At 53.5% G+C, this 19,714-nt stretch carries 23 protein-coding genes and 1 riboswitch; of the genes, 11 read left to right on the top strand and 12 right to left on the bottom strand.

All coding sequences use genetic code 11. The features are described 5' to 3' along the window. Nucleotides 1–6: 6 nt before the first annotated feature. From FDW92_RS08050 to pduF, 12 genes are all read right to left on the bottom strand, one after another. Nucleotides 7–792, bottom strand: coding sequence for a cobalt-precorrin-6A reductase (locus tag FDW92_RS08050; protein WP_042307605.1), 786 nt, complete (start codon nt 790–792; stop codon nt 7–9). Further along, complete coding sequence (locus FDW92_RS08045) at nt 789–1,514, bottom strand: precorrin-3B C(17)-methyltransferase (RefSeq protein WP_042307603.1); 726 nt, start codon at nt 1,512–1,514, stop codon at nt 789–791. Before FDW92_RS08045 ends, FDW92_RS08050 begins: the two co-directional genes overlap by 4 nt. After that, nucleotides 1,514–2,569, bottom strand: coding sequence for a cobalt-precorrin 5A hydrolase (gene cbiG / locus FDW92_RS08040; RefSeq protein ID WP_042307600.1), 1,056 nt, complete (start codon nt 2,567–2,569; stop codon nt 1,514–1,516). The genes FDW92_RS08045 and cbiG overlap by 1 nt, the downstream gene beginning before the upstream one ends. Beyond that, nucleotides 2,550–3,323 (bottom strand): cobalt-precorrin-4 methyltransferase, encoded by a 774-nt coding sequence (locus FDW92_RS08035; protein WP_042307599.1) that lies wholly within the window; start codon nt 3,321–3,323, stop codon nt 2,550–2,552. Before FDW92_RS08035 ends, cbiG begins: the two co-directional genes overlap by 20 nt. After that, the gene (locus FDW92_RS08030) at nt 3,316–3,885 is read right to left on the bottom strand and encodes a decarboxylating cobalt-precorrin-6B (C(15))-methyltransferase (RefSeq protein WP_042307594.1); all 570 of its coding nucleotides are present in this window, start codon (nt 3,883–3,885) and stop codon (nt 3,316–3,318) included. The genes FDW92_RS08035 and FDW92_RS08030 overlap by 8 nt, the downstream gene beginning before the upstream one ends. Further along, nucleotides 3,875–4,480 (bottom strand): cobalt-precorrin-7 (C(5))-methyltransferase, encoded by a 606-nt coding sequence (locus tag FDW92_RS08025; protein ID WP_042307592.1) that lies wholly within the window; start codon nt 4,478–4,480, stop codon nt 3,875–3,877. Before FDW92_RS08025 ends, FDW92_RS08030 begins: the two co-directional genes overlap by 11 nt. Then, nucleotides 4,474–5,610, bottom strand: coding sequence for a cobalt-precorrin-5B (C(1))-methyltransferase CbiD (gene cbiD, locus FDW92_RS08020; RefSeq protein WP_038641657.1), 1,137 nt, complete (start codon nt 5,608–5,610; stop codon nt 4,474–4,476). The genes FDW92_RS08025 and cbiD overlap by 7 nt, the downstream gene beginning before the upstream one ends. Then, on the bottom strand, nt 5,607–6,239 hold the full coding sequence (locus FDW92_RS08015) for a cobalt-precorrin-8 methylmutase (protein ID WP_008785140.1): 633 nt from the start codon (nt 6,237–6,239) through the stop codon (nt 5,607–5,609). The genes cbiD and FDW92_RS08015 overlap by 4 nt, the downstream gene beginning before the upstream one ends. Before the next feature lie 10 nt (nt 6,240–6,249). Then, on the bottom strand, nt 6,250–7,209 hold the full coding sequence (gene cbiB / locus FDW92_RS08010; RefSeq protein WP_042307589.1) for an adenosylcobinamide-phosphate synthase CbiB: 960 nt from the start codon (nt 7,207–7,209) through the stop codon (nt 6,250–6,252). Further along, nucleotides 7,206–8,585: a cobyrinate a,c-diamide synthase gene (locus tag FDW92_RS08005; RefSeq protein WP_042307587.1), complete on the bottom strand. Its 1,380-nt coding sequence runs from the start codon at nt 8,583–8,585 to the stop codon at nt 7,206–7,208. The genes cbiB and FDW92_RS08005 overlap by 4 nt, the downstream gene beginning before the upstream one ends. Nucleotides 8,586–8,672: 87 nt before the next feature. Next, nucleotides 8,673–8,848, bottom strand: a riboswitch (cobalamin riboswitch). A 330-nt stretch (nt 8,849–9,178) separates the two neighbouring features. Beyond that, the gene (gene pocR, locus FDW92_RS08000; protein ID WP_006683984.1) at nt 9,179–10,090 is read right to left on the bottom strand and encodes a regulatory protein PocR; all 912 of its coding nucleotides are present in this window, start codon (nt 10,088–10,090) and stop codon (nt 9,179–9,181) included. A 203-nt stretch (nt 10,091–10,293) separates the two neighbouring features. Beyond that, entirely contained in the window at nt 10,294–11,103 is an 810-nt protein-coding gene (gene pduF, locus FDW92_RS07995) for a propanediol diffusion facilitator PduF (protein WP_042307585.1), read from the bottom strand. A gap of 524 nt (nt 11,104–11,627) precedes the next feature. Between pduF and pduA the strand changes: the two genes are divergently transcribed. The 11 genes from pduA to pduM are packed head-to-tail and all read left to right on the top strand — an operon-like array spanning nt 11,628 to nt 19,714. Further along, nucleotides 11,628–11,909, top strand: coding sequence for a propanediol utilization microcompartment protein PduA (gene pduA, locus FDW92_RS07990; RefSeq protein ID WP_003030255.1), 282 nt, complete (start codon nt 11,628–11,630; stop codon nt 11,907–11,909). After that, nucleotides 11,909–12,721 carry a propanediol utilization microcompartment protein PduB gene (gene pduB / locus FDW92_RS07985; protein WP_042307583.1) on the top strand — a complete coding sequence of 271 codons (813 nt, stop codon included), beginning with the start codon at nt 11,909–11,911 and terminating at the stop codon, nt 12,719–12,721. The genes pduA and pduB overlap by 1 nt, the downstream gene beginning before the upstream one ends. An 18-nt stretch (nt 12,722–12,739) precedes the next feature. Further along, on the top strand, nt 12,740–14,404 hold the full coding sequence (gene pduC, locus FDW92_RS07980; RefSeq protein WP_042307581.1) for a propanediol dehydratase large subunit PduC: 1,665 nt from the start codon (nt 12,740–12,742) through the stop codon (nt 14,402–14,404). 10 nt (nt 14,405–14,414) lie between these two features. Further along, on the top strand, nt 14,415–15,089 hold the full coding sequence (gene pduD / locus FDW92_RS07975; RefSeq protein WP_042307579.1) for a propanediol dehydratase medium subunit PduD: 675 nt from the start codon (nt 14,415–14,417) through the stop codon (nt 15,087–15,089). A 14-nt stretch (nt 15,090–15,103) separates the two neighbouring features. After that, nucleotides 15,104–15,622, top strand: coding sequence for a propanediol dehydratase small subunit PduE (gene pduE / locus FDW92_RS07970; RefSeq protein ID WP_042307577.1), 519 nt, complete (start codon nt 15,104–15,106; stop codon nt 15,620–15,622). 15 nt (nt 15,623–15,637) lie between these two features. Next, nucleotides 15,638–17,470: a diol dehydratase reactivase subunit alpha gene (locus FDW92_RS07965; RefSeq protein WP_042307575.1), complete on the top strand. Its 1,833-nt coding sequence runs from the start codon at nt 15,638–15,640 to the stop codon at nt 17,468–17,470. After that, nucleotides 17,460–17,810, top strand: a complete 351-nt coding sequence (locus FDW92_RS07960; RefSeq protein WP_042307573.1) for a glycerol dehydratase reactivase beta/small subunit family protein — start codon at nt 17,460–17,462, stop codon at nt 17,808–17,810. Before FDW92_RS07965 ends, FDW92_RS07960 begins: the two co-directional genes overlap by 11 nt. A gap of 19 nt (nt 17,811–17,829) precedes the next feature. After that, nucleotides 17,830–18,105, top strand: a complete 276-nt coding sequence (pduJ, locus tag FDW92_RS07955; protein ID WP_001057752.1) for a propanediol utilization microcompartment protein PduJ — start codon at nt 17,830–17,832, stop codon at nt 18,103–18,105. Between the two features lie 24 nt (nt 18,106–18,129). After that, nucleotides 18,130–18,594, top strand: coding sequence for a BMC domain-containing protein (locus tag FDW92_RS07950; protein WP_042307572.1), 465 nt, complete (start codon nt 18,130–18,132; stop codon nt 18,592–18,594). Then, nucleotides 18,594–19,226, top strand: a complete 633-nt coding sequence (locus FDW92_RS07945) for a phosphate propanoyltransferase (RefSeq protein ID WP_042307570.1) — start codon at nt 18,594–18,596, stop codon at nt 19,224–19,226. Before FDW92_RS07950 ends, FDW92_RS07945 begins: the two co-directional genes overlap by 1 nt. After that, nucleotides 19,223–19,714 carry a microcompartment protein PduM gene (gene pduM / locus FDW92_RS07940; protein WP_042307567.1) on the top strand — a complete coding sequence of 164 codons (492 nt, stop codon included), beginning with the start codon at nt 19,223–19,225 and terminating at the stop codon, nt 19,712–19,714. The genes FDW92_RS07945 and pduM overlap by 4 nt, the downstream gene beginning before the upstream one ends.

Raw genomic sequence — 19,714 nt, 5'->3', positions numbered from 1 at the left:
AACTCCTTAAGCAGCGGCCAGCCAGCGCGTTAAACGCGCCCCAAATGCGGCCTGACTTTCCAGTAACTCTTCTCCCGTCACCAACGGTGCCGGACGTGTAATCACGATGCAGGGGATACCGGCATCCAGACAGGGTTGAACTTTTTCCTGATAACCACCTTCCGCACCGGATGCTTTGGTGATCACCACATCAGCCTGACACTGACGATAAAACGCGGCGTTGAACTCGGTGCTAAACGGTCCGCACAAGGCGAAGATCTCACCGACGCCAAAGCCCAGATCAGCGCATTGCTGAATGACCTCAGGTACAGGCAGAACGCGCGCCAGCAGCGTTTTTTCAGGCAACCCTTCGCGCCAGATGGCCAGATCTTTACTGCCGGTGGTGAGCAACACGCGTTTACCGAAGCGTCGCGCCACCTCGCAGGCTTGCTGAATACTCTGCACGGTATGCAGATGCGGGTGGGTTAAACCACTCAACTGTTCAGGACGCTGATAGCGGCTCAGCAGTACGCCCGCGGCTTCACAAGCGCTCATGATGTTGCGGCTCACCACCTCGGCATACGGATGCGAGGCGTCGATCACCCAGCGCGTCCGATTTTCCTGCAGCCAGGCTATCATTTGCTCGCGTTCCAGACGCCCGCAGCGCACCTGACCTTTGATGTCTCCCGCCAGCTGTTTCCCCGTCGGGGTCGCAACTGACAGGGTGTAGGCCACGTTTGCCGCATCCAGTTGCTGGCACAGCATGCGCGCATCGCTGGTACCGCCCATGACCAACACATCACCGTAATTCACAGCACATAACCTCGTGGCGTAATCATCTGGCCGTCCTGCACATAGGTTGTTTTGTTGCCAACGATCACCAGACTGGTCATATCAACCGGTTCAAAGTCCATTTCACCCAAGGTGGTCAGCCATTTTTCCTGCTTTTTACGTCCGGCTGACTTCACAATACCGACCGGCGTTTGCGCGCTCTTGCTGGCGGAAAGCAGCTCAAATGCGCGCGCCAGATGTCCTTCGCGACCCCGACTGCGTGGGTTGTAGAAACAGATAACAAAGTCGGCTTCACCAGCGGCAACAATGCGTTTTTCGATAACCGGCCATGGCGTTAGCAGATCGCTTAAGCTGATGTGGCAGAAGTCGTGCATCAACGGCGCGCCCAGCAAAGAGGCGGCGGCAATGCTGGCAGTCATGCCTGGGATCAGTCTGACCTCAACATCCAGCTTTTGCTTACTGACCAGCTCCAGCACCAGCCCGGCCATACCGTAAATCCCCGCATCACCGCTGCTGATGAGTGCCACATTGTGACCCGCCTGCGCCAGTTCGATCGCCGCCTGACAGCGTTCAATCTCTTTGCACATTCCGGTTTTGATCACCTGCTTATCGCCTGTGAAAGCCTTTACCAGATGGGTGTAGGTTTTATAGCCAACGATAATTTCCGCTGCCTGCAAAGCTTCAACGGCTTCCATGGTCATCATTGCCTGCGAGCCAGGGCCAATTCCAATTACGCTTAACATCAGTGTGAAACTCCCAAAGTGATAGTGACGCCCTGTTCTCGCAGGGTCTCGCCTAACAGTTGTCCGTGGCTCAGCAGCCAGGCTGCAGGACCAGAAACGCTTCCTGTCCCCACCGTTTTGCGAACAAACGATGAGGCCGGAAAACGGTGCTCATGCTCACGCAGCGCGTCAGCGGTAAAGGTTTCGAAAGGCACGCGGCAGCACGAGGCCAACTGGATGAGGCCCTGCTCATCTTTTTTCAGCGTGATACTGCCAATGGCTTTTAGTGCCAACGGATCGAGCTGCTGGGCTTCAAGTTGGCGGGCAAGCAGCGCAGCCAGCAGCGGGAACGGTGTGTCGCGGCGACAACCAATCCCAGCCACAACCCGCTGCGGCACCAGCTTCCAGTGCGGAACAGGCAGATCGGGTAAATTGGTGCGTAAGGTGATACACACCAGCGCATCCAGTTCGGGAAGCTGATTGAGATCGGTTACCGTGATAAAACCACGGCGATCACAATGGCTGACATCCTGCGTCAGTTCGTCATCCCACCACAGGCCAACCCGTTTGTTGCTGACCAACATCTGATTAACGATCTTCACCGCCGAACGGAAATCACTCATCCGCGCATTCAACTGGAATGCCAGTGTATCCAGGGCCGCCATATCATTGACATCCGTCGCCGTGGTGATTACCGGGTCGGCCCCCAACATGCCTGCCAGATAACGCGCCAGCGCATTCGCGCCCCCCGCGTGACCGGAAAGCAGACTGATGACATGCTGGGCACGTTCATCAATGACCACCACCGCCGGATCGCAAAATTTATCGTTGACCAGCGGAGCCAGCACGCGAACCGCAATGCCGGTCGCCCCGATAAAAATCAGCGCCGAGTAGTTCATAAACGCATCACGGGCGGTATTGGCAAAGCCGTTTTCAAAGGGAATAAACCCCTCCTCCAGCAGCTTTTCACTGGTAAAACAGGTGACCGGCAGCATAGCCGCCAGACGTTTCGCCAGCACAACGCCGCCTGGCGTCAGGCAAAAAAGCGCAATTGACTCAGGCTTTACGGTATTCATGGCTAAAGTCCGCCGCATAGAGTTTGGAGTAGTGATACTCCGAGCCCAGGAAATTACCGACCAGAATCAGGGCCGTTTTGCGGATGCCCGCATCGCGCACCTTGTCGCCAATATCCGCAAGGGTACCGCGCACGGTCTGGCTTTCCGGCCAGGTCGCTTTGTAGATCACCGCCACTGGCGTGGTCGCCGGATAACCACCTTCAATTAAACGCTCGGCCACCCGATGAATACGCTGAACGGACAGATAAATCGCCATAGATGTCTGGTGACTGGCAAACGACTCCAGCTGTTCGCGCTCGGGGACCGGCGTGCGCCCTTCCAGACGGGTAATGATCAGGCTTTGTGAGACTTCAGGCACGGTGTACTCCACGCCGAGTTCTGCCGCCGCACCGAGGAAGGCGCTGACGCCGGGCACCACCTGCCAGTCGATCCCGCGTTTGGTCAGTTCCTCGCCCTGCTCGCGGACGGAACCGTACAGTGAGACATCGCCAGTTTGCAGACGCACCACGGTCTTGCCAGCCTTCACGCCAGCTTCCATCAGATCGAGGATCTGCTCCAGATGCAGTTCAGCGCTGTCGTGACATTCAGCATCGGCGGGACAATATTCCAGCAGTTCGGTGTTAATCAGCGATCCAGCGTAGATAACCACCTGCGCCTGTTGTAGCAAACGGTAACCTTTGAGGGTAATCAGCTCGCGATCGCCAGGACCTGCGCCAACGAACCACACGCTACGGGGATCAAAAATCTCAGACATGGTTTCCTTCCTTCTGACAGGCGATAACAAATACGGGGTTATTCGGTTTGAAATAATGACCACTGCCAAGCGTGGTAAGCGAGGAAACCTGTAGCTGCAGGCAATCCACTCCCTGTACGCCCAGATGGTCCAGATGAACCAGCGCGGTGTTGAGGTTTTCCTGGAGGATAAACGTCATGACCAGCCGCCCGGCGGGATGCAGTTGACGCATCGACCAGTCAATGAGATCGGTCAGATGCCCACCGCTGCCACCCATAAAAATGGCATCGGCTTTTTCGGCGATGGTCATCGGCGCAACGCCGGGAAAAATGTCGATATTTGCGCAAGCAAAATGCTGGCGATTTTCATCCAGCAACCTGAGCGCCGCCGGGTTACGTTCGATTGCCGTCACGCGCAATCCGGGATATTGCAGCGCCGCTTCTATCGACACGCTGCCGGTTCCCGCCCCAATATCAATCAGGTGACTGGCACGGTGTAATTCAAGTTTTGAGAGGGCAAGTGCGCGTACCGCTTCTTTGGTCATCGGCACCTTTTCTCCACGCAGAAACAGCTCATCTTTCATCAAGGATCACCACTGCATTCATGTCATAGTCGGCGTTAATTTCACTCACAGGCAGGACATGGATCCGCTCGTTTTCCATCGCCAGGTTTTCGCCAATGACCATCCAGCGATGTCCCTTGCCTCGAGTGATTAGCTCCTGTGCGATTTCACGTGGGCCGCACAACGCATCTGTTACCATCCCCACCTTGTTATGTCGGGCCAGCTCATCGAAACAGACGCTGCGCCCGTGGCTACTGGTCAGCCACATATCGTTCATATCGATACCGGACTGCGCGCACAGATACTGCACCGCGCTAATACCGGGAATTATGCGTACCTGCCCGATGCCAAAATGCGCCACCATGCGCGTCCCAATGCCGTAAAACAGCGGATCGCCAGACGCCAGCACGACGACATGCTTATCCTGGTGCGCAGTTACCCAGTTCAGGAGCTCCGCAATATTGGCGCCAAGAGCAAACCGCTCACCGGTAAAATCCGGGAATTGCTGCAAATGCCGCTTTCCGCCGACCAGCACATCAGCCGTTGCGACCGCTTCACGCGCTGCAGGCGTCATCAAATGCAAACCCGCGGGTCCCATTCCCACAACGGTTAACATTGCATCTCCTCAGCAATTTCAGCGATCGGGCGATTACTACCAAGCACCTGATTGTCAAACGAGAACATGATGGCGTCGCAGGTCGGGGGATTTTTGGTAAAGCGCAACGTTTGCAGAACGCGCATACAGATACGCTCCGCCAGATGGTTATAAATATGCTGAAAGCCGTACGCGTCGATGTGTTCCATCGCCGCTTCGGTAGTATCGCAGTCGCTGACCAGCCTCAGCAGTTCCAGCGGTGCGCCAAGCAACGCGAGATGGGCCACCAGCGTTTCCATGCGCGCATCGGCAATATGGCTGTGGGTATGGAAGATCCCCGCCGCGATTTTGATAAGTTTCCCGGGATGTCCCACCAGCACGATTTGCCGAAATCCCAGACGGACGGCTTCTTCAATCATGTAGCCGACAAAGTTGCTCATGGTGACCACAACCTGCGTGTCGATGCCCATCTGTTCGCGCACAAAACGTTCACCGTGGTTTCCCGGCACCAGAACCACGCGATCCAGACCCGCCGCGCGTTTAATTTCCAGCTCCAGCGACAGCGAACGCTTCCAGCTCTCTTCCGACATTGGCGTGACGATACCCGTGGTGCCAATAATCGAAATACCGCCCAGAATGCCGAGACGCGAGTTGTAGGTTTTTTGCGCCCGCTCTTCGCCTTCCGGCGCGAAGATCTCAATCTGCGCCCCACGATTTGGACCAATCGCCTCACGTACCGCAGACTCAATGGTCTGGCGAGGTGTCCGGTTAATCGCCGAACTCCCCACCGGTAGACCGATCCCTTTGCGGGTAACCGTACCGACCCCTTCACCGCCCTGTAAGGCGATCACGCCACTATCATCTAACGTCACGCGGGCAAAAATCAGCATCCCATGCGTGGCATCGACATCATCGCCACCGTCTTTACGGATCGCGGCTATCGCCTGCTGCCCTTCGATATGCGGCGATTCGACGTTCAGGCACAGCGTCACCCCGGAAGGCGTCACGATGGAAACCTGATGGATCAGGTGCTGGCGCAATACCATCAGCGCCGCCACTTTTGCAGCCGCCGTCGCGCACGATCCCGTGGTATATCCTTTACGCAGCGCTTTACCGTTGTGCCACACCGGCGTATCGAAGGCCTCGCTCATCGCGCCCCCTGCATGTGATAAAGCATGGCGTTGACGATAGCAGCGGCGACGTTACTTCCCCCTTTACGTCCTAACGCAGCAATGGCCGGGAGGTTGCTTTGGGTCAGCGCATCTTTCGACTCCTCAGCACCCACGAACCCGACCGGTACACCAACCACACCGCTGACGGCAACATCATGCTCAAGCAGACGGAACAGCGCTGTCGGCGCATTGCCAAAGACAAACAGCTTTTCCCCCTCTTCTTTCACCGCAATATCGACAGCCGCCATTGAACGAGTGATCCCCTGCTCTTTTGCCGTTCGTACGACCCGTGGATCGCTGATATAGCAGCGGCACTCACCGCCAAATTTTGCCAGCAGCGTTTTATTGATCCCGGAAAGGGCCATCGTGGTATCGGTATAAATCACGCTCGAACGGCTAAGCGCCGCGCAGAACTGCTCCAGCACATCACTGGAAAACCACAGAATGTCCAGCCAGTCGAAATCCGCGGTGGTGTGAATGACCCGCTTGATAATGGCTTCATGCAACGGACTGGCAAACTGATAGTCCGGACGGGTTTCACGGATAATCTCGCCAATAATGTCGAAACTTTTGGCCTCAATAGCCTGGGGTTGCTGGATATATTGCATAGTGTTGTCCTCAGGCTACACCGACCAGCAGCCACCGCAGCGCGATAAACAGCGCCAGTGCCAGCGTCGATGCCACCCACATCAATCGAATCGTATGGGAAATGTCGTCTACCGAAATGTCGCGTTGTGCATCACCGATCCACGGTTTCTCAACGCGCTCGCCGAAGTAGTCATTAGGGCCACCCAGACGAATACCTAATGCCCCGGCAACGGAGGCCTCCGACCACGCACAGTTTGGGCTGCTGTGGTTGTAGCGATCGCGCCAGCCGATCTGCAAAGCACGCGAACCGTCCTGACGGCATAAAAATGCAGCCACTCCCAGCAGCAGCCAGCTCAGTCTCGCAGGAATATAATTTGCGACATCATCCAGACGCGCGCTGACCATACCGATAGCGCGGTATTTTTCATGTTTGTAACCCACCATGGAGTCAAGGGTATTTACCGCTTTGTAGGCCATCGCCAAAGGCGCGCCGCCGAGAAGAAGGAAAAACAGCGGCGCGATGATGCCATCAACGGTGTTTTCGGCCACGGTTTCCACCACGGCGCGATTGATCTGCTGAGGTTGTAATTGCGAGGTATCGCGCCCCACGATCCATGACAGCTTTTCCCGACTTGCGGCAAGGTTACCGGCACGTAGCGGGCGTTCAACATCCTGCGCGGCGTTCGCCAGGCAGCGCCCCGCCAGCACGGTAAAGATCATCCAAACCTCTACCACCCAACCAAGCCAGGGATGAATAGATTGCGCCAGCGCCAGTACGCCCCAGGAGACAGTCCAGGTCAGGCCAACCACCACTATCCACATCGCCGCGCCACCAATGCGCAACGCACGATCGCTATGGCAATAACGCCGGATAATTCGCTGCACCGCAGAAATCAGATTGCCAATCCAGCGCACCGGATGCGGCCAGTTCTGCGGATCGCCGATAATAAAATCAAGCAGCCAGGCAACACACCACGCAAGGATTGTCATAGCGCATTCCTCGCGGCTGCTAACCAATGGTTAAGCATCTGCGGACGTTGGGCAAAATGAACGTGCAGGTAGCTGGCGAAGGTGTTTCCGACCTGCCAGCCGCCGGACCAGGCCTGCAGCGTTTTGCCATCGCGCATTTTGCGGCAGTGCATCACCGCAGGTGTCTCAGGAGTGAAATCGGAATAGTGGAATTCATGTCCACGCAGCACTTCGTCTTTTGCGGCTAACAAAGTTTGCTGTGCGGCCTGCGCTTCACAGTAACCAAATCGGGTCAGACGTTTCCCCATTTTGCTATGACCGGGAATAATATCCGCCATCAGCCAGCAATCACCGTGGCTGTCCTCCAGCGAACTGCCGAGATACATCAGCCCGCCGCACTCGGCGTAAATCGCGACGCCGCGCTGATGGGCGGCTCGCAATTGCTTCAGCATCGAGACATTGCGGGCCAGCGCCGCAGCATGTAACTCAGGGTATCCGCCCCCCAGCCAGATCATCTGACAATCGGGTAAACAGGTGTCGTGCAACGGACTAAAACGGACAATCTTCAGCCCGGTGCGTTCAAGCAAAGTGATATTGTCCGGGTAATAAAAGTTAAACGCTTCATCATCAGCGATAGCAAGCGTTAACCCTTCTCCGGCGTCAGTAGCGGGAAGCGCAGGCCATTCACCCGCAGGAAGGGTGTTTAGCTGGCTTAATTTCAGTAGAGCATCAATATCCAGCGTCTGCTCCAGCGTCGCGGCAAAGGCCTGCCACGGCTGCTGATTGATAACAGACTCACGTGCAGTAACCAGTCCCAGATGACGCTCTGGAAGCGCAACGCCTTCCATCCGCGGAACGTAGCCTAATACAGGAACGGAACAGTAACGCTCAATCGCCACCTTCAGCAGCTGATAATGCGTTTCGCTGTTAACCCGATTAACGATCACCCCGGCGATGTTCAGCGTGGGATCAAAATGCTGAAAACCCATTACCGTTGCGGCTATCGAGGTGGAAACGGCTTTACCATCAACAAGTAAGATGACCGGGCAACCTAACTGTTTGGCCATCGCGGCGGTGCTGCAATAGTTCGGGTCGGTACCATAACCGTCATACAGCCCCATTACGCCTTCAATCACCGCGATATCGGCATGTTGCATCTGCTCGCGGAATAAAGCATTCAGAGTGGAAGCGGGAAGCATGAAGCTATCAAGATTGCGGGAAGCGGTACCGCATACCGCTGTATGCCAGCCGGTATCAAGGTAATCAGGCCCCACTTTGCAAGGCTGGACGCGTAAACCGCGTTTTTTCAACAAGCTCAACAAGCCCAGCGTCACCGTGGTTTTACCACAGCCGCTTCCGGTACCTGCAAGAACAAATGCGTGAAAATTGGCCGCCATACCCTGATCCTGTTCAGGGTGGTAGGGGTGTAGAGATACCCAGTCTCTCGACTGTATGCATCTGAACCACCCACTTCCCACCGAAGTTGTTGGTAGTCACTGACAGGCAGGTCTTCTGGCTTAGCGTCATCCTCACCCGTCCTTCCCAATCTTGCGATCAGTGGTCCATACGGGGTCGTCAGCATCACAGCAGCGGGGGCTGCGGGGGATTCTCACCCCCTTCCCTACCACAAATGTGGCAAACCTGTCAGTTCAAGAGCCGTAATTAAGCTCCCTGTTATGAGGTAAATTCACGACCTCATGACAATAATTCAATTTAATATCTTACTGGGTTCATTCAGCCAATTTTCTGGCGTAAACCCACTTATTCATAATGTTCACATTTTGAATGAAAGTATCTGCAAAGAATAAAGAAAGTCATGCACACAGACACTGTATCTCATCACAAAAATAAAAACTGGTGCAGTTTATCCCTCTAATACTATTATTTTGTTGCGCTATGACAATTTATTGACTGCTGTTGTTACTTTTCATTTTATAGTGACTGACATAGCTCCCTATATCAAAAATCGGCAATAGCAAAATATTGCTATTTAAGCGGACTCACCGCGTGAAATGACATTTATTTGCTGGCGAAATGCCTGTGGCGTAACCTGATACGTCTGGCGGAATACTTTGCAGAAATAACTGGTTTGTGAAAAGCCTAAATTACGCGCAATGCTGGCTATGCTCCAGTCACTATGACAGAGCAACTCTTTGGCACTCGCCATTCGCTGTTGATTTACCCAGGCGTTAAACCCGATACCCTGATATTTTTTGAACAATTTACTGAAATAGTAAGGGCTAAGGTAAACATGAGACGCAACATCCTCCAGGCGTAACTCATCCGACAAATGCGCATCAATATAGCGCAGCGCTTTTTTCATTTTGCTGTCGTGAGGATTCGGTGTTCGGTTAGCACGTACCGGCTCTGCTTGCTGTGGGTTATCCTTGATAACCACAAAATTAAGTTGTTTCTTAAGACAATTTTCTACGATGAGCTTTAGCAGGTCCGCTGAGGCGATGACTCGCGAATAGTCCATCTCCGGCACATTACGAAATTCACTTAGCAGCTCGGGATCGGCTTGCCAGCGGTCATCGACGTTCAGGATATCAACCAGGCCAACATCGTTACTTAAACGCACCTGGCCACACAATACAAACCCAACCAGGTGACCCGCTATGACCAGCGGAATTGAGAAGTCGGTAAGCCCCGCGTGGCAGCGATAGATGCAGGGTTGATCGGATTTTGAAGCTTCCAGTCCTCCACAGCGATCGCTCATACGACAACGGGTACTGTGCTGAGGATGCTGGCGCATCAACTGACAAAAAGGGGTGAAATTAAAAAGCTCAGAAATTTCATCACCGTGAATATTGACAACCACAACAGCCAGACTGGTGGCCTGCGCAAAATCCTGTGCGATTTTATTAATGAGTTCTGAGTTCAGGGCACTCGCAGAAATCATGATAAAACCTCTCAGTTAATTTATTGTTATAAATAAAACATACTATTTACACATTCATTTTCATCTCGCTTTCCTGGGCGCTGATGAAAGTCATCATCGAACATAACAAAAGTCTCCCATTGTGGGGAGACTTTTTCAGCGGTTCAGGAAACCGGATCACGAAAACAGTTTTTACGCTTCAAAAATAAACATCTTCCGTGAAGCTAGCTCTCATTTTCCTCCAGCTTACACGTATTACACGGTAAATTTTTGCCAATAAAATAACGATAAATTGCTGCGCCCGCGCAAGCACCGATGATAGGAGCGACAATCGGTACGATGAAATAAGGAATATCACGCCCGCCGGTCATTGCCACATCGCCCCACCCGGCCATCCATGCAAACAGTTTTGGACCAAAATCACGTGCCGGATTCATTGCAAATCCGGTGAGCGGCCCGGTGGATGCGCCGATAACAGCGACCAGAATACCAATCAGCAATGGCGCCAACGGACCTTTAGGAACACCGTTACCGTCATCAGTAAGCGCCATGATCATGCCCATCAGAATGGAAGTGATCACCACTTCGACCAGCGCAGCCTGCCAGACGCTGAGCGCCGCCGCTGGATAAGTACTAAAAATACTGGCCAGTTGCAGGCTTTCAAGGCTGCCGCGCACCATTTGATGTGCCGACTCATACTCGGTAAATAAACTTCCGTACAGCAGATAGGCTAGCAACGCGCCGCCAAAGGCACCCGCAACCTGCGCTACGGTGTATGGCAATACTTTGCGCCCCGGAAAACAGGCAAATAACCACAGGGCGATGGTGATTGCAGGATTGAGATGCGCGCCAGAAATCCCCGCCGTCAGGTAAACGGCAAGCGAGATCCCCAACCCCCATATGATGCAGATCTCCCATAACCCCAAACTGGCACCCGCGACTTTAAGTGCGCTCAGGCATCCGATGCCAAAAAACAAAAACAGCCCGGTACCCAAAAACTCAGCAATGCATTGTGCTTTTAGTGAATCGTTCATTGTGACACCTTCTAAGCAGAGTTCGTGTCTTTACCAGCGGACTCCTTGCTGGCAAGTAGAATACTTCAAGGCTTACTATAAAAAGGCATGTCGGCAAATTGTTGGCAATCTGCGAGCGGTATGATTTTTAAAATCGTGCTGCGATAGCAAATTCTTGCTATCACCTTTATTAAAACAGGCCGAAAAACGGGGGAATCCACTATTAATGGTACATTTGTAAAATAATAAAATATTGTCATGGGCAGAATTATGATTTCAGACAACCATCACAATTTCATTTTTTCGCATAGCAAATGCTATTTTTAATGTCACTAACAAAAGTGTAAATATGGAATTAACATAGCCAAATATTCACATTGGAAAAATAATAAACAACCAACAAAAACAGATAGATACAATAAATCACAGCAATTTTATATCACCATATCCTCACTATTTTTTCACTCATACTTTCAACTCAGCCATTCTTTTTCCTCGCTTCTTTTTATAGTCATGAAAATCGGGACAACCCAGGCGAGGTCTTTATGCAACAAGAAGCGTTAGGAATGGTAGAAACCAAAGGCTTAACTGCAGCCATAGAGGCCGCAGATGCAATGGTGAAGTCAGCCAATGTAATGCTGGTCGGCTACGAAAAAATTGGTTCGGGGCTGGTAACAGTTATTGTCCGCGGCGATGTCGGCGCAGTCAAAGCAGCAACAGATGCCGGTGCCGCCGCAGCCCGTAATGTGGGAGAAGTGAAAGCCGTACACGTTATCCCACGCCCTCATACCGATGTAGAAAAAATCTTACCGAAGGGAATTAGCTAATGAGCAGCAATGAGCTGGTTGAACAGATCATGGCGCAGGTGATTGCTCGCGTGGCAACCCCAGAACAGCAGGCTATCCCTGAAAATAATCACCCAACACGAGAAACGGCTATGGCAGAGAAAAACTGCAGTTTAACGGAGTTTGTCGGTACTGCGATTGGCGACACCGTCGGTCTGGTTATCGCCAACGTAGACAGCGCCTTACTGGACGCGATGAAACTTGAAAAACGTTATCGCTCCATTGGCATCCTTGGCGCCCGTACTGGCGCGGGTCCGCACATTATGGCCGCCGATGAAGCGGTAAAAGCAACAAATACGGAAGTCGTCAGTATTGAATTACCACGAGATACCAAAGGCGGCGCGGGCCACGGCTCGCTGATTATCCTCGGCGGCAACGATGTTTCCGACGTGAAACGCGGAATTGAGGTTGCGCTGAAAGAGCTGGATCGCACCTTTGGCGATGTTTATGCCAACGAAGCCGGTCACATCGAGATGCAATACACTGCCCGCGCCAGCTACGCGCTGGAAAAAGCCTTTGGCGCACCTATTGGCCGTGCCTGTGGTGTGATTGTCGGTGCACCAGCCTCCGTAGGTGTCCTGATGGCTGATACTGCGCTGAAATCCGCCAATGTGGAAGTTGTAGCCTACAGCTCCCCGGCCCATGGCACCAGCTTCAGCAACGAAGCCATTCTGGTCATATCAGGTGATTCCGGCGCAGTTCGTCAAGCCGTTATCTCCGCCCGTGAAATCGGTAAAACCGTACTCGGGACCCTCGGCTCAGAGCCGAAAAACGATCGTCCGTCCTATATCTGATATCAGTGAGGCTGATTCATGAGATCGAAAAGATTTGAAGCACTGGCGAAACGCCCTGTGAATCAGGATGGTTTCGTTAAGGAGTGGATCGAAGAAGGCTTCATTGCGATGGAAAGCCCGAACGACCCTAAACCATCGATTAAAATCGTCAACGGTACAGTGACTGAACTGGATGGCAAATCCGCCAGTGAATTTGACTTAATTGACCATTTCATTGCCCGCTACGGCATTAACCTGGCGCGCGCTGAAGAAGTCATGGCAATGGACTCGGTCAAACTAGCCAATATGCTTTGCGATCCTAACGTGAAGCGCAAAGATATCGTGCCGCTGACCACCGCAATGACACCAGCTAAAATTGTCGAAGTGGTGTCCCATATGAACGTCGTCGAGATGATGATGGCCATGCAGAAAATGCGTGCTCGTCGTACTCCGTCTCAACAGGCGCACGTCACTAACGTTAAAGATAACCCGGTACAGATTGCCGCAGACGCCGCAGAAGGCGCATGGCGCGGATTTGACGAACAGGAAACGACCGTTGCCGTCGCACGCTACGCGCCATTTAACGCCATTGCCCTGTTAGTCGGTTCACAGGTTGGGCGCCCTGGCGTGTTAACTCAGTGCTCGCTGGAAGAAGCGACCGAACTTAAGCTCGGCATGCTGGGCCATACATGTTACGCGGAAACTATCTCCGTCTATGGTACCGAACCCGTCTTTACCGACGGCGACGACACGCCATGGTCGAAAGGCTTCCTCGCCTCTTCCTACGCCTCTCGCGGCCTGAAAATGCGCTTTACCTCCGGCTCTGGCTCAGAAGTTCAGATGGGTTACGCCGAAGGTAAATCAATGCTTTATCTGGAAGCCCGCTGCATTTACATCACCAAAGCCGCTGGCGTGCAGGGTTTGCAGAACGGCTCAGTAAGCTGCATCGGCGTGCCTTCCGCCGTACCGTCCGGTATTCGTGCGGTTCTGGCCGAAAACCTAATCTGTTCTTCTCTGGATCTGGAATGCGCCTCCAGCAACGACCAGACATTTACCCACTCGGATATGCGTCGTACCGCGCGTCTGCTGATGCAGTTCCTGCCAGGTACTGACTTCATCTCTTCCGGTTATTCCGCGGTGCCGAACTACGACAACATGTTCGCCGGTTCCAACGAAGATGCGGAAGACTTTGATGACTACAACGTTATCCAGCGCGACCTGAAAGTGGACGGCGGTCTGCGTCCGGTTCGAGAAGAAGATGTTATCGCCATTCGTAACAAAGCGGCGCGTGCGCTACAGGCAGTATTTGCCGGGATGGGATTACCACCAATCACGGATGAAGAAGTGGAGGCTGCGACCTACGCCCACGGTTCGAAAGATATGCCGGAGCGCAACATCGTGGAAGACATCAAGTTCGCACAAGAGATTATCAATAAAAACCGTAACGGTCTGGAAGTGGTGAAAGCCCTTGCTCAGGGCGGGTTTACCGATGTCGCTCAGGACATGCTCAACATCCAGAAAGCCAAGTTAACCGGGGATTATCTGCATACCTCCGCCATTATCGTTGGCGACGGACAGGTGCTATCCGCAGTAAATGACGTCAATGACTATGCCGGTCCGGCAACAGGTTATCGCCTGCAAGGCGAACGCTGGGAAGAGATCAAAAACATCCCTGGCGCACTTGATCCCAACGAACTTGGCTAAGGGGTGAAAAATGGAAATCAATGAAAAGCTGCTGCGCCAGATAATTGAAGACGTACTGTCTGAAATGCAGACCAGCGACAAACCCGTCTCATTCCGCACATCGTCAGCGGCAAGCGCGCCACAGACCACAGCGGTACAGGCCGACAGTTTTCTGACCGAGATTGGCGAAGCTAAACAAGGTCAGCAGCAGGACGAAGTGATTATTGCCGTAGGTCCGGCGTTCGGGCTCTCACAAACTGTCAATATCGTCGGGATCCCGCATAAGAATATCTTGCGCGAAGTGATTGCCGGGATTGAAGAGGAAGGCATTAAAGCACGCGTTATCCGCTGCTTTAAATCCTCTGATGTCGCGTTTGTCGCCGTGGAAGGCAACCGTCTGAGCGGTTCCGGGATCTCTATCGGCATCCAGTCAAAAGGCACCACGGTTATCCACCAGCAGGGGTTACCGCCGCTTTCTAACCTGGAACTGTTCCCTCAGGCGCCGCTTCTGACGCTGGAAACCTATCGTCAGATCGGTAAAAACGCCGCGCGTTATGCCAAGCGTGAATCTCCGCAACCGGTCCCTACGCTGAATGACCAGATGGCTCGCCCCAAGTACCAGGCGAAATCGGCCATTTTGCATATTAAAGAGACCAAATACGTCGTGACGGGCAAAAACCCGCAGGAACTGCGCGTGGCGCTTTGATAAAGGATAACTCCATGAATACCGACGCAATTGAATCGATGGTTCGGGATGTGCTAAGCCGGATGAACAGCCTGCAAAGCGAGTCCGCTACTCCGGTTGCGGCAAGTTCATCAGCACATACCGCGAAAGTCACGGATTACCCTCTCGCGAATAAACATCCTGAGTGGGTAAAAACCGCGACCAATAAAACTCTGGATGACTTCACGCTCGAAAATGTTCTGAGCAACAAGGTGACGGCACAGGACATGCGCATCACACCTGAAACGCTGCGCCTGCAGGCGGAAATCGCCAAAGATGCCGGGCGTGACAGGCTGGCGATGAACTTTGAGCGCGCCGCAGAGCTAACCGCTGTACCTGATGATCGCATCCTGGAGATCTACAACGCGCTACGCCCGTATCGCTCTACTAAAGATGAGCTGATGGCTATCGCTGACGATCTCGAAAATCGTTATCAGGCAAAGATCTGTGCGGCTTTCGTTCGTGAAGCGGCAGCGCTGTACGTTGAGCGTAAAAAACTCAAAGGTGACGACTAACTCAGGGACAGGATCATGCGATATATAGCTGGCATTGACATAGGTAACTCATCAACGGAAGTCGCTCTGGCTACCCTGGATGAGGCTGGAGCGTTGAGTATTACCAACAGCGCCCTGGCAGAAACCACCGGGATTAAAGGCACATTGCGTAATGTGTTTGGCATCCAGGAGGCACTTACGCTGGCAGCAAAAAACGCCGGCATCAATGTCAGCGATATTTCGCTCATCCGTATTAATGAAGCCACTCCGGTCATTGGCGACGTGGCGATGGAAACGATTACCGAAACCATCATCACTGAATCCACCATGATCGGCCATAACCCTAAAACGCCGGGCGGTGTCGGGCTGGGTGTTGGCATTACTATTACGCCGGAAGACCTGCTCAGCCGTCCGGCGGATACACCTTATATTTTGGTGGTGTCATCAGCATTCGATTTCGCTGATGTCGCCACGATGATTAATGCCTCGGTACGCGCCGGATACCAGTTAACTGGCGTAATTTTGCAGCAAGACGATGGCGTGTTGGTCAGCAATCGTCTGACTCACCCCCTGCCCATCGTGGATGAAGTGCTTCATATCGACCGTATCCCATTGGGTATGTTAGCTGCTATTGAAGTCGCGGTTCCAGGAAAGGTCATTGAAACGCTTTCTAACCCCTACGGGATTGCGACCGTTTTTGGTCTCAATGCCGACGAGACTAAAAACATTGTCCCGATGGCGCGGGCGCTGATCGGCAACCGCTCTGCCGTGGTGGTGAAAACGCCGTCAGGCGATGTGAAAGCACGAGCCATTCCTGCCGGGAATCTGGAGCTACAGTCACAAGGCCGCACCGTACGCGTCGACGTAGCAGCTGGCGCTGACGCGATTATGAAAGCCGTTGGTGAGTGCCCGAAACTGGATAACGTCACCGGCGAGGCGGGGACCAATATTGGCGGCATGCTGGAGCATGTACGCCAGACAATGGCTGAATTAACCAACAAACCCAGTCAGGAAATCTTTATTCAGGATCTACTGGCGGTTGATACCTCGGTTCCCGTCAGCGTGACCGGCGGGCTTGCCGGTGAATTTTCGCTGGAACAGGCTGTCGGCATTGCCTCAATGGTGAAATCAGATCGCCTGCAAATGGCGATGATTGCTCAGGAAATCACGCAAAAGCTCAACATTGATGTCCAGGTTGGCGGGGCTGAAGCCGAAGCTGCCATACTCGGGGCTTTAACCACTCCGGGCACAACGCGACCACTGGCTATTCTGGATCTCGGTGCGGGATCGACCGACGCCTCCATCATCAACCCGAAAGGCGAAATTATTGCCACACACCTGGCGGGCGCGGGCGATATGGTCACGATGATTATTGCCCGTGAACTGGGGCTGGATGACCGTTATCTCGCCGAAGAGATCAAAAAGTACCCGCTGGCGAAAGTTGAGAGCTTGTTCCATCTTCGCCACGAAGATGGCAGCGTTCAGTTCTTCCCTGAGCCTCTTCCGCCAACGGTTTTTGCCCGCGTGTGCGTAGTAAAACCTGATGAGCTGGTGCCCCTGCCAGGCGAACTGGCGCTGGAGAAAGTACGGGCCATTCGCCGCAGCGCCAAGGAGCGCGTTTTTGTCACCAACGCGCTCAGAGCGTTACGTCAGGTGAGTCCGACCGGGAACATTCGGGATATTCCCTTTGTGGTGTTGGTTGGCGGTTCATCCCTGGACTTCGAAGTACCGCAACTGGTCACCGATGCACTGGCGCATTATCGCCTGGTTGCCGGGCGCGGCAACATTCGTGGCACCGAGGGTCCGCGCAATGCGGTCGCGACCGGGCTGATTCTCTCCTGGCACAAGGCGTTCGCTCATGGAAAGTAATCTTAACACACCCGCTATCGTTATCTTCACCACCGGTGACTGCGCTGACACCTGGAACGACGTGCTGCTGGGTATTGAAGAAGAAGGGATCCCGTTTGTGATTCAGGAGAACCATTCAACCGACGTTATCCACAACGCATGGCTCGCGGCATGTCAGTCGCCGCTGCTGGTTGGCATTGGCTGCAGTCGCGAAAAACTGATCGTGCACTACAAAAACCTACCCGCGTCAGCGCCGCTTTTTACGCTGATGTATCAACAAGATAACCACGCTCGTCGCAGCATCGGTAATAACGCAGCGCGGCTGGTTAAAGGCATTCCATTCCGGGAATGCCACTCATAACCCACAGGAGACAAGCAGTATGAATAACGCACTGGGACTGGTTGAAACAAAAGGGCTTGTCGGCGCTATTGAAGCCGCTGATGCCATGGTGAAATCCGCAAACGTGCAGTTGGTCGGTTACGAAAAAATCGGCTCAGGCCTGATCACCGTTATGGTTCGCGGCGATGTCGGCGCGGTGAAAGCCGCAGTAGATGCAGGAAGCGCAGCGGCAAGCGCCGTTGGCGAGGTGAAATCCTGCCACGTTATCCCGCGTCCGCACAGCGACGTTGAAGCCATTTTACCTAAATCCGCATAAGTCGTTGCAACCAAGGAGCACAGCGTGAAGCAATCACTGGGATTACTCGAAGTTAGTGGTCTGGCATTAGCCATCAGTTGCGCGGACGTCATGGCGAAAGCCGCCTCCATCACGCTGGTGGGCCTCGAAAAAACCAACGGCTCAGGCTGGACGGTGATCAAGATAATCGGGGATGTGGCCTCCGTTCAGGCGGCCATTTCCACCGGTGTCAGTTTCGCTGACCAACGTGACGGACTGGTGGCTCACAAAGTCATATCGAGACCAGGGGACGGAATCCTGTCACATAGCGTTACCCCGGAAGCAGAGCCAACACCCGCCCCCATCCAGGTCGAGCCGCAAGAAGAGATATTGGTGGACAGTACAGCGTCCGAAGCACCGCAAAATGCGGAGTTGATTAGCTGCAATCTGTGCCTTGACCCAGCCTGTACCCGCCAGAAAGGTGAGCCCCGCTCTCTTTGTCTGCACTCTGGAAAACGAGGTAAAGCGTGATGGATAAACAGCAACTCAAGTCAACGGTCACCAAAGTTCTGGATGAAATGCGCGAGCGCCCTATTCCGCTGGGGATCTCTAATCGTCATATTCATCTTTGCGCTGAAGATTATGTCCGTTTGTTTCCCAATCAGCCTATCAGCGAGAAAAAAGGGCTGTTGCAGCCAGGCCAATACGCTGCAGAGCAGACCGTCACGCTGGTCGGACCTAAAGGACAGTTAAAAAATGTGCGTTTACTCGGCCCGCTACGTAGCACCAGTCAGGTTGAAATTTCACGTACCGATGCCCGTACGCTAGGTATTGCTGCCCCGCTGCGTATGTCGGGCAATATCCAGGGCACGCCGGGTATTCGCCTTGTCAGTCCATTTGCTGAACTGGACTTAACATGCGGCGTCATCGTTGCTCAACGGCATATCCATATGTCGCCGCTCGATGCTCTGATCCTGCGGGTTTCCCATGGCGATAAAGTCTCGGTCGCCATTAATGGCGATGAACGCCGGCTGATTTTCGATAACGTCGCCGTACGCGTTTCGCCGGATATGCGCCTTGAGATGCATATTGATACCGACGAAGCCAATGCTGCGGGGGCGGATAATCCTCAGGCATTCGCCACATTGGTGACTTCACGATGAACAACGAACTGCTGCAACGCATTATCGAGGAGGTTGTTTCCCGATTAAAAAAACGCGCGGCAAGCACGCTCACTCTTAGCGTCGCGCAGTTACGGGAAATAGACCCACGGATACTATGCTGCCAGTACTCGTCGCTGCACATTTTACAGGCTGATCTGCTCCTGCTGGAACAAATTGCCGAAAGCAGCTCTGCCAATATGTCGGTGGTCACGATCCACGAAGCGCTGGCATGCGGAGTCCGCGTGAAAATTTCACTACATCACCAATTGTTACCCGCAGTACCCGTGAAAAAACTCGCGCGTCTGCCGCTGGAATTTGGTGACGAACTGGGGCGAGCAATCGTTCTGCATCCTGAAAAACTTCTCAGTTACGCCGACGTCGCCCAATTGCACGATGCGGTTTTAGTGCTACGCCGTCGATGTGTCGTCACTGCGCTGGCTCAGGAAACTGTCAGTACGCGAAATGTCCAATTAATTAAGCAGGAGTGA

Source organism: Citrobacter sp. wls706 (genome assembly GCF_005281305.1).
In the GTDB taxonomy this organism is placed as follows: Bacteria; Pseudomonadota; Gammaproteobacteria; order Enterobacterales; family Enterobacteriaceae; genus Citrobacter; species Citrobacter werkmanii.
This window is presented reverse-complemented; position numbering and strand designations above follow the sequence as displayed.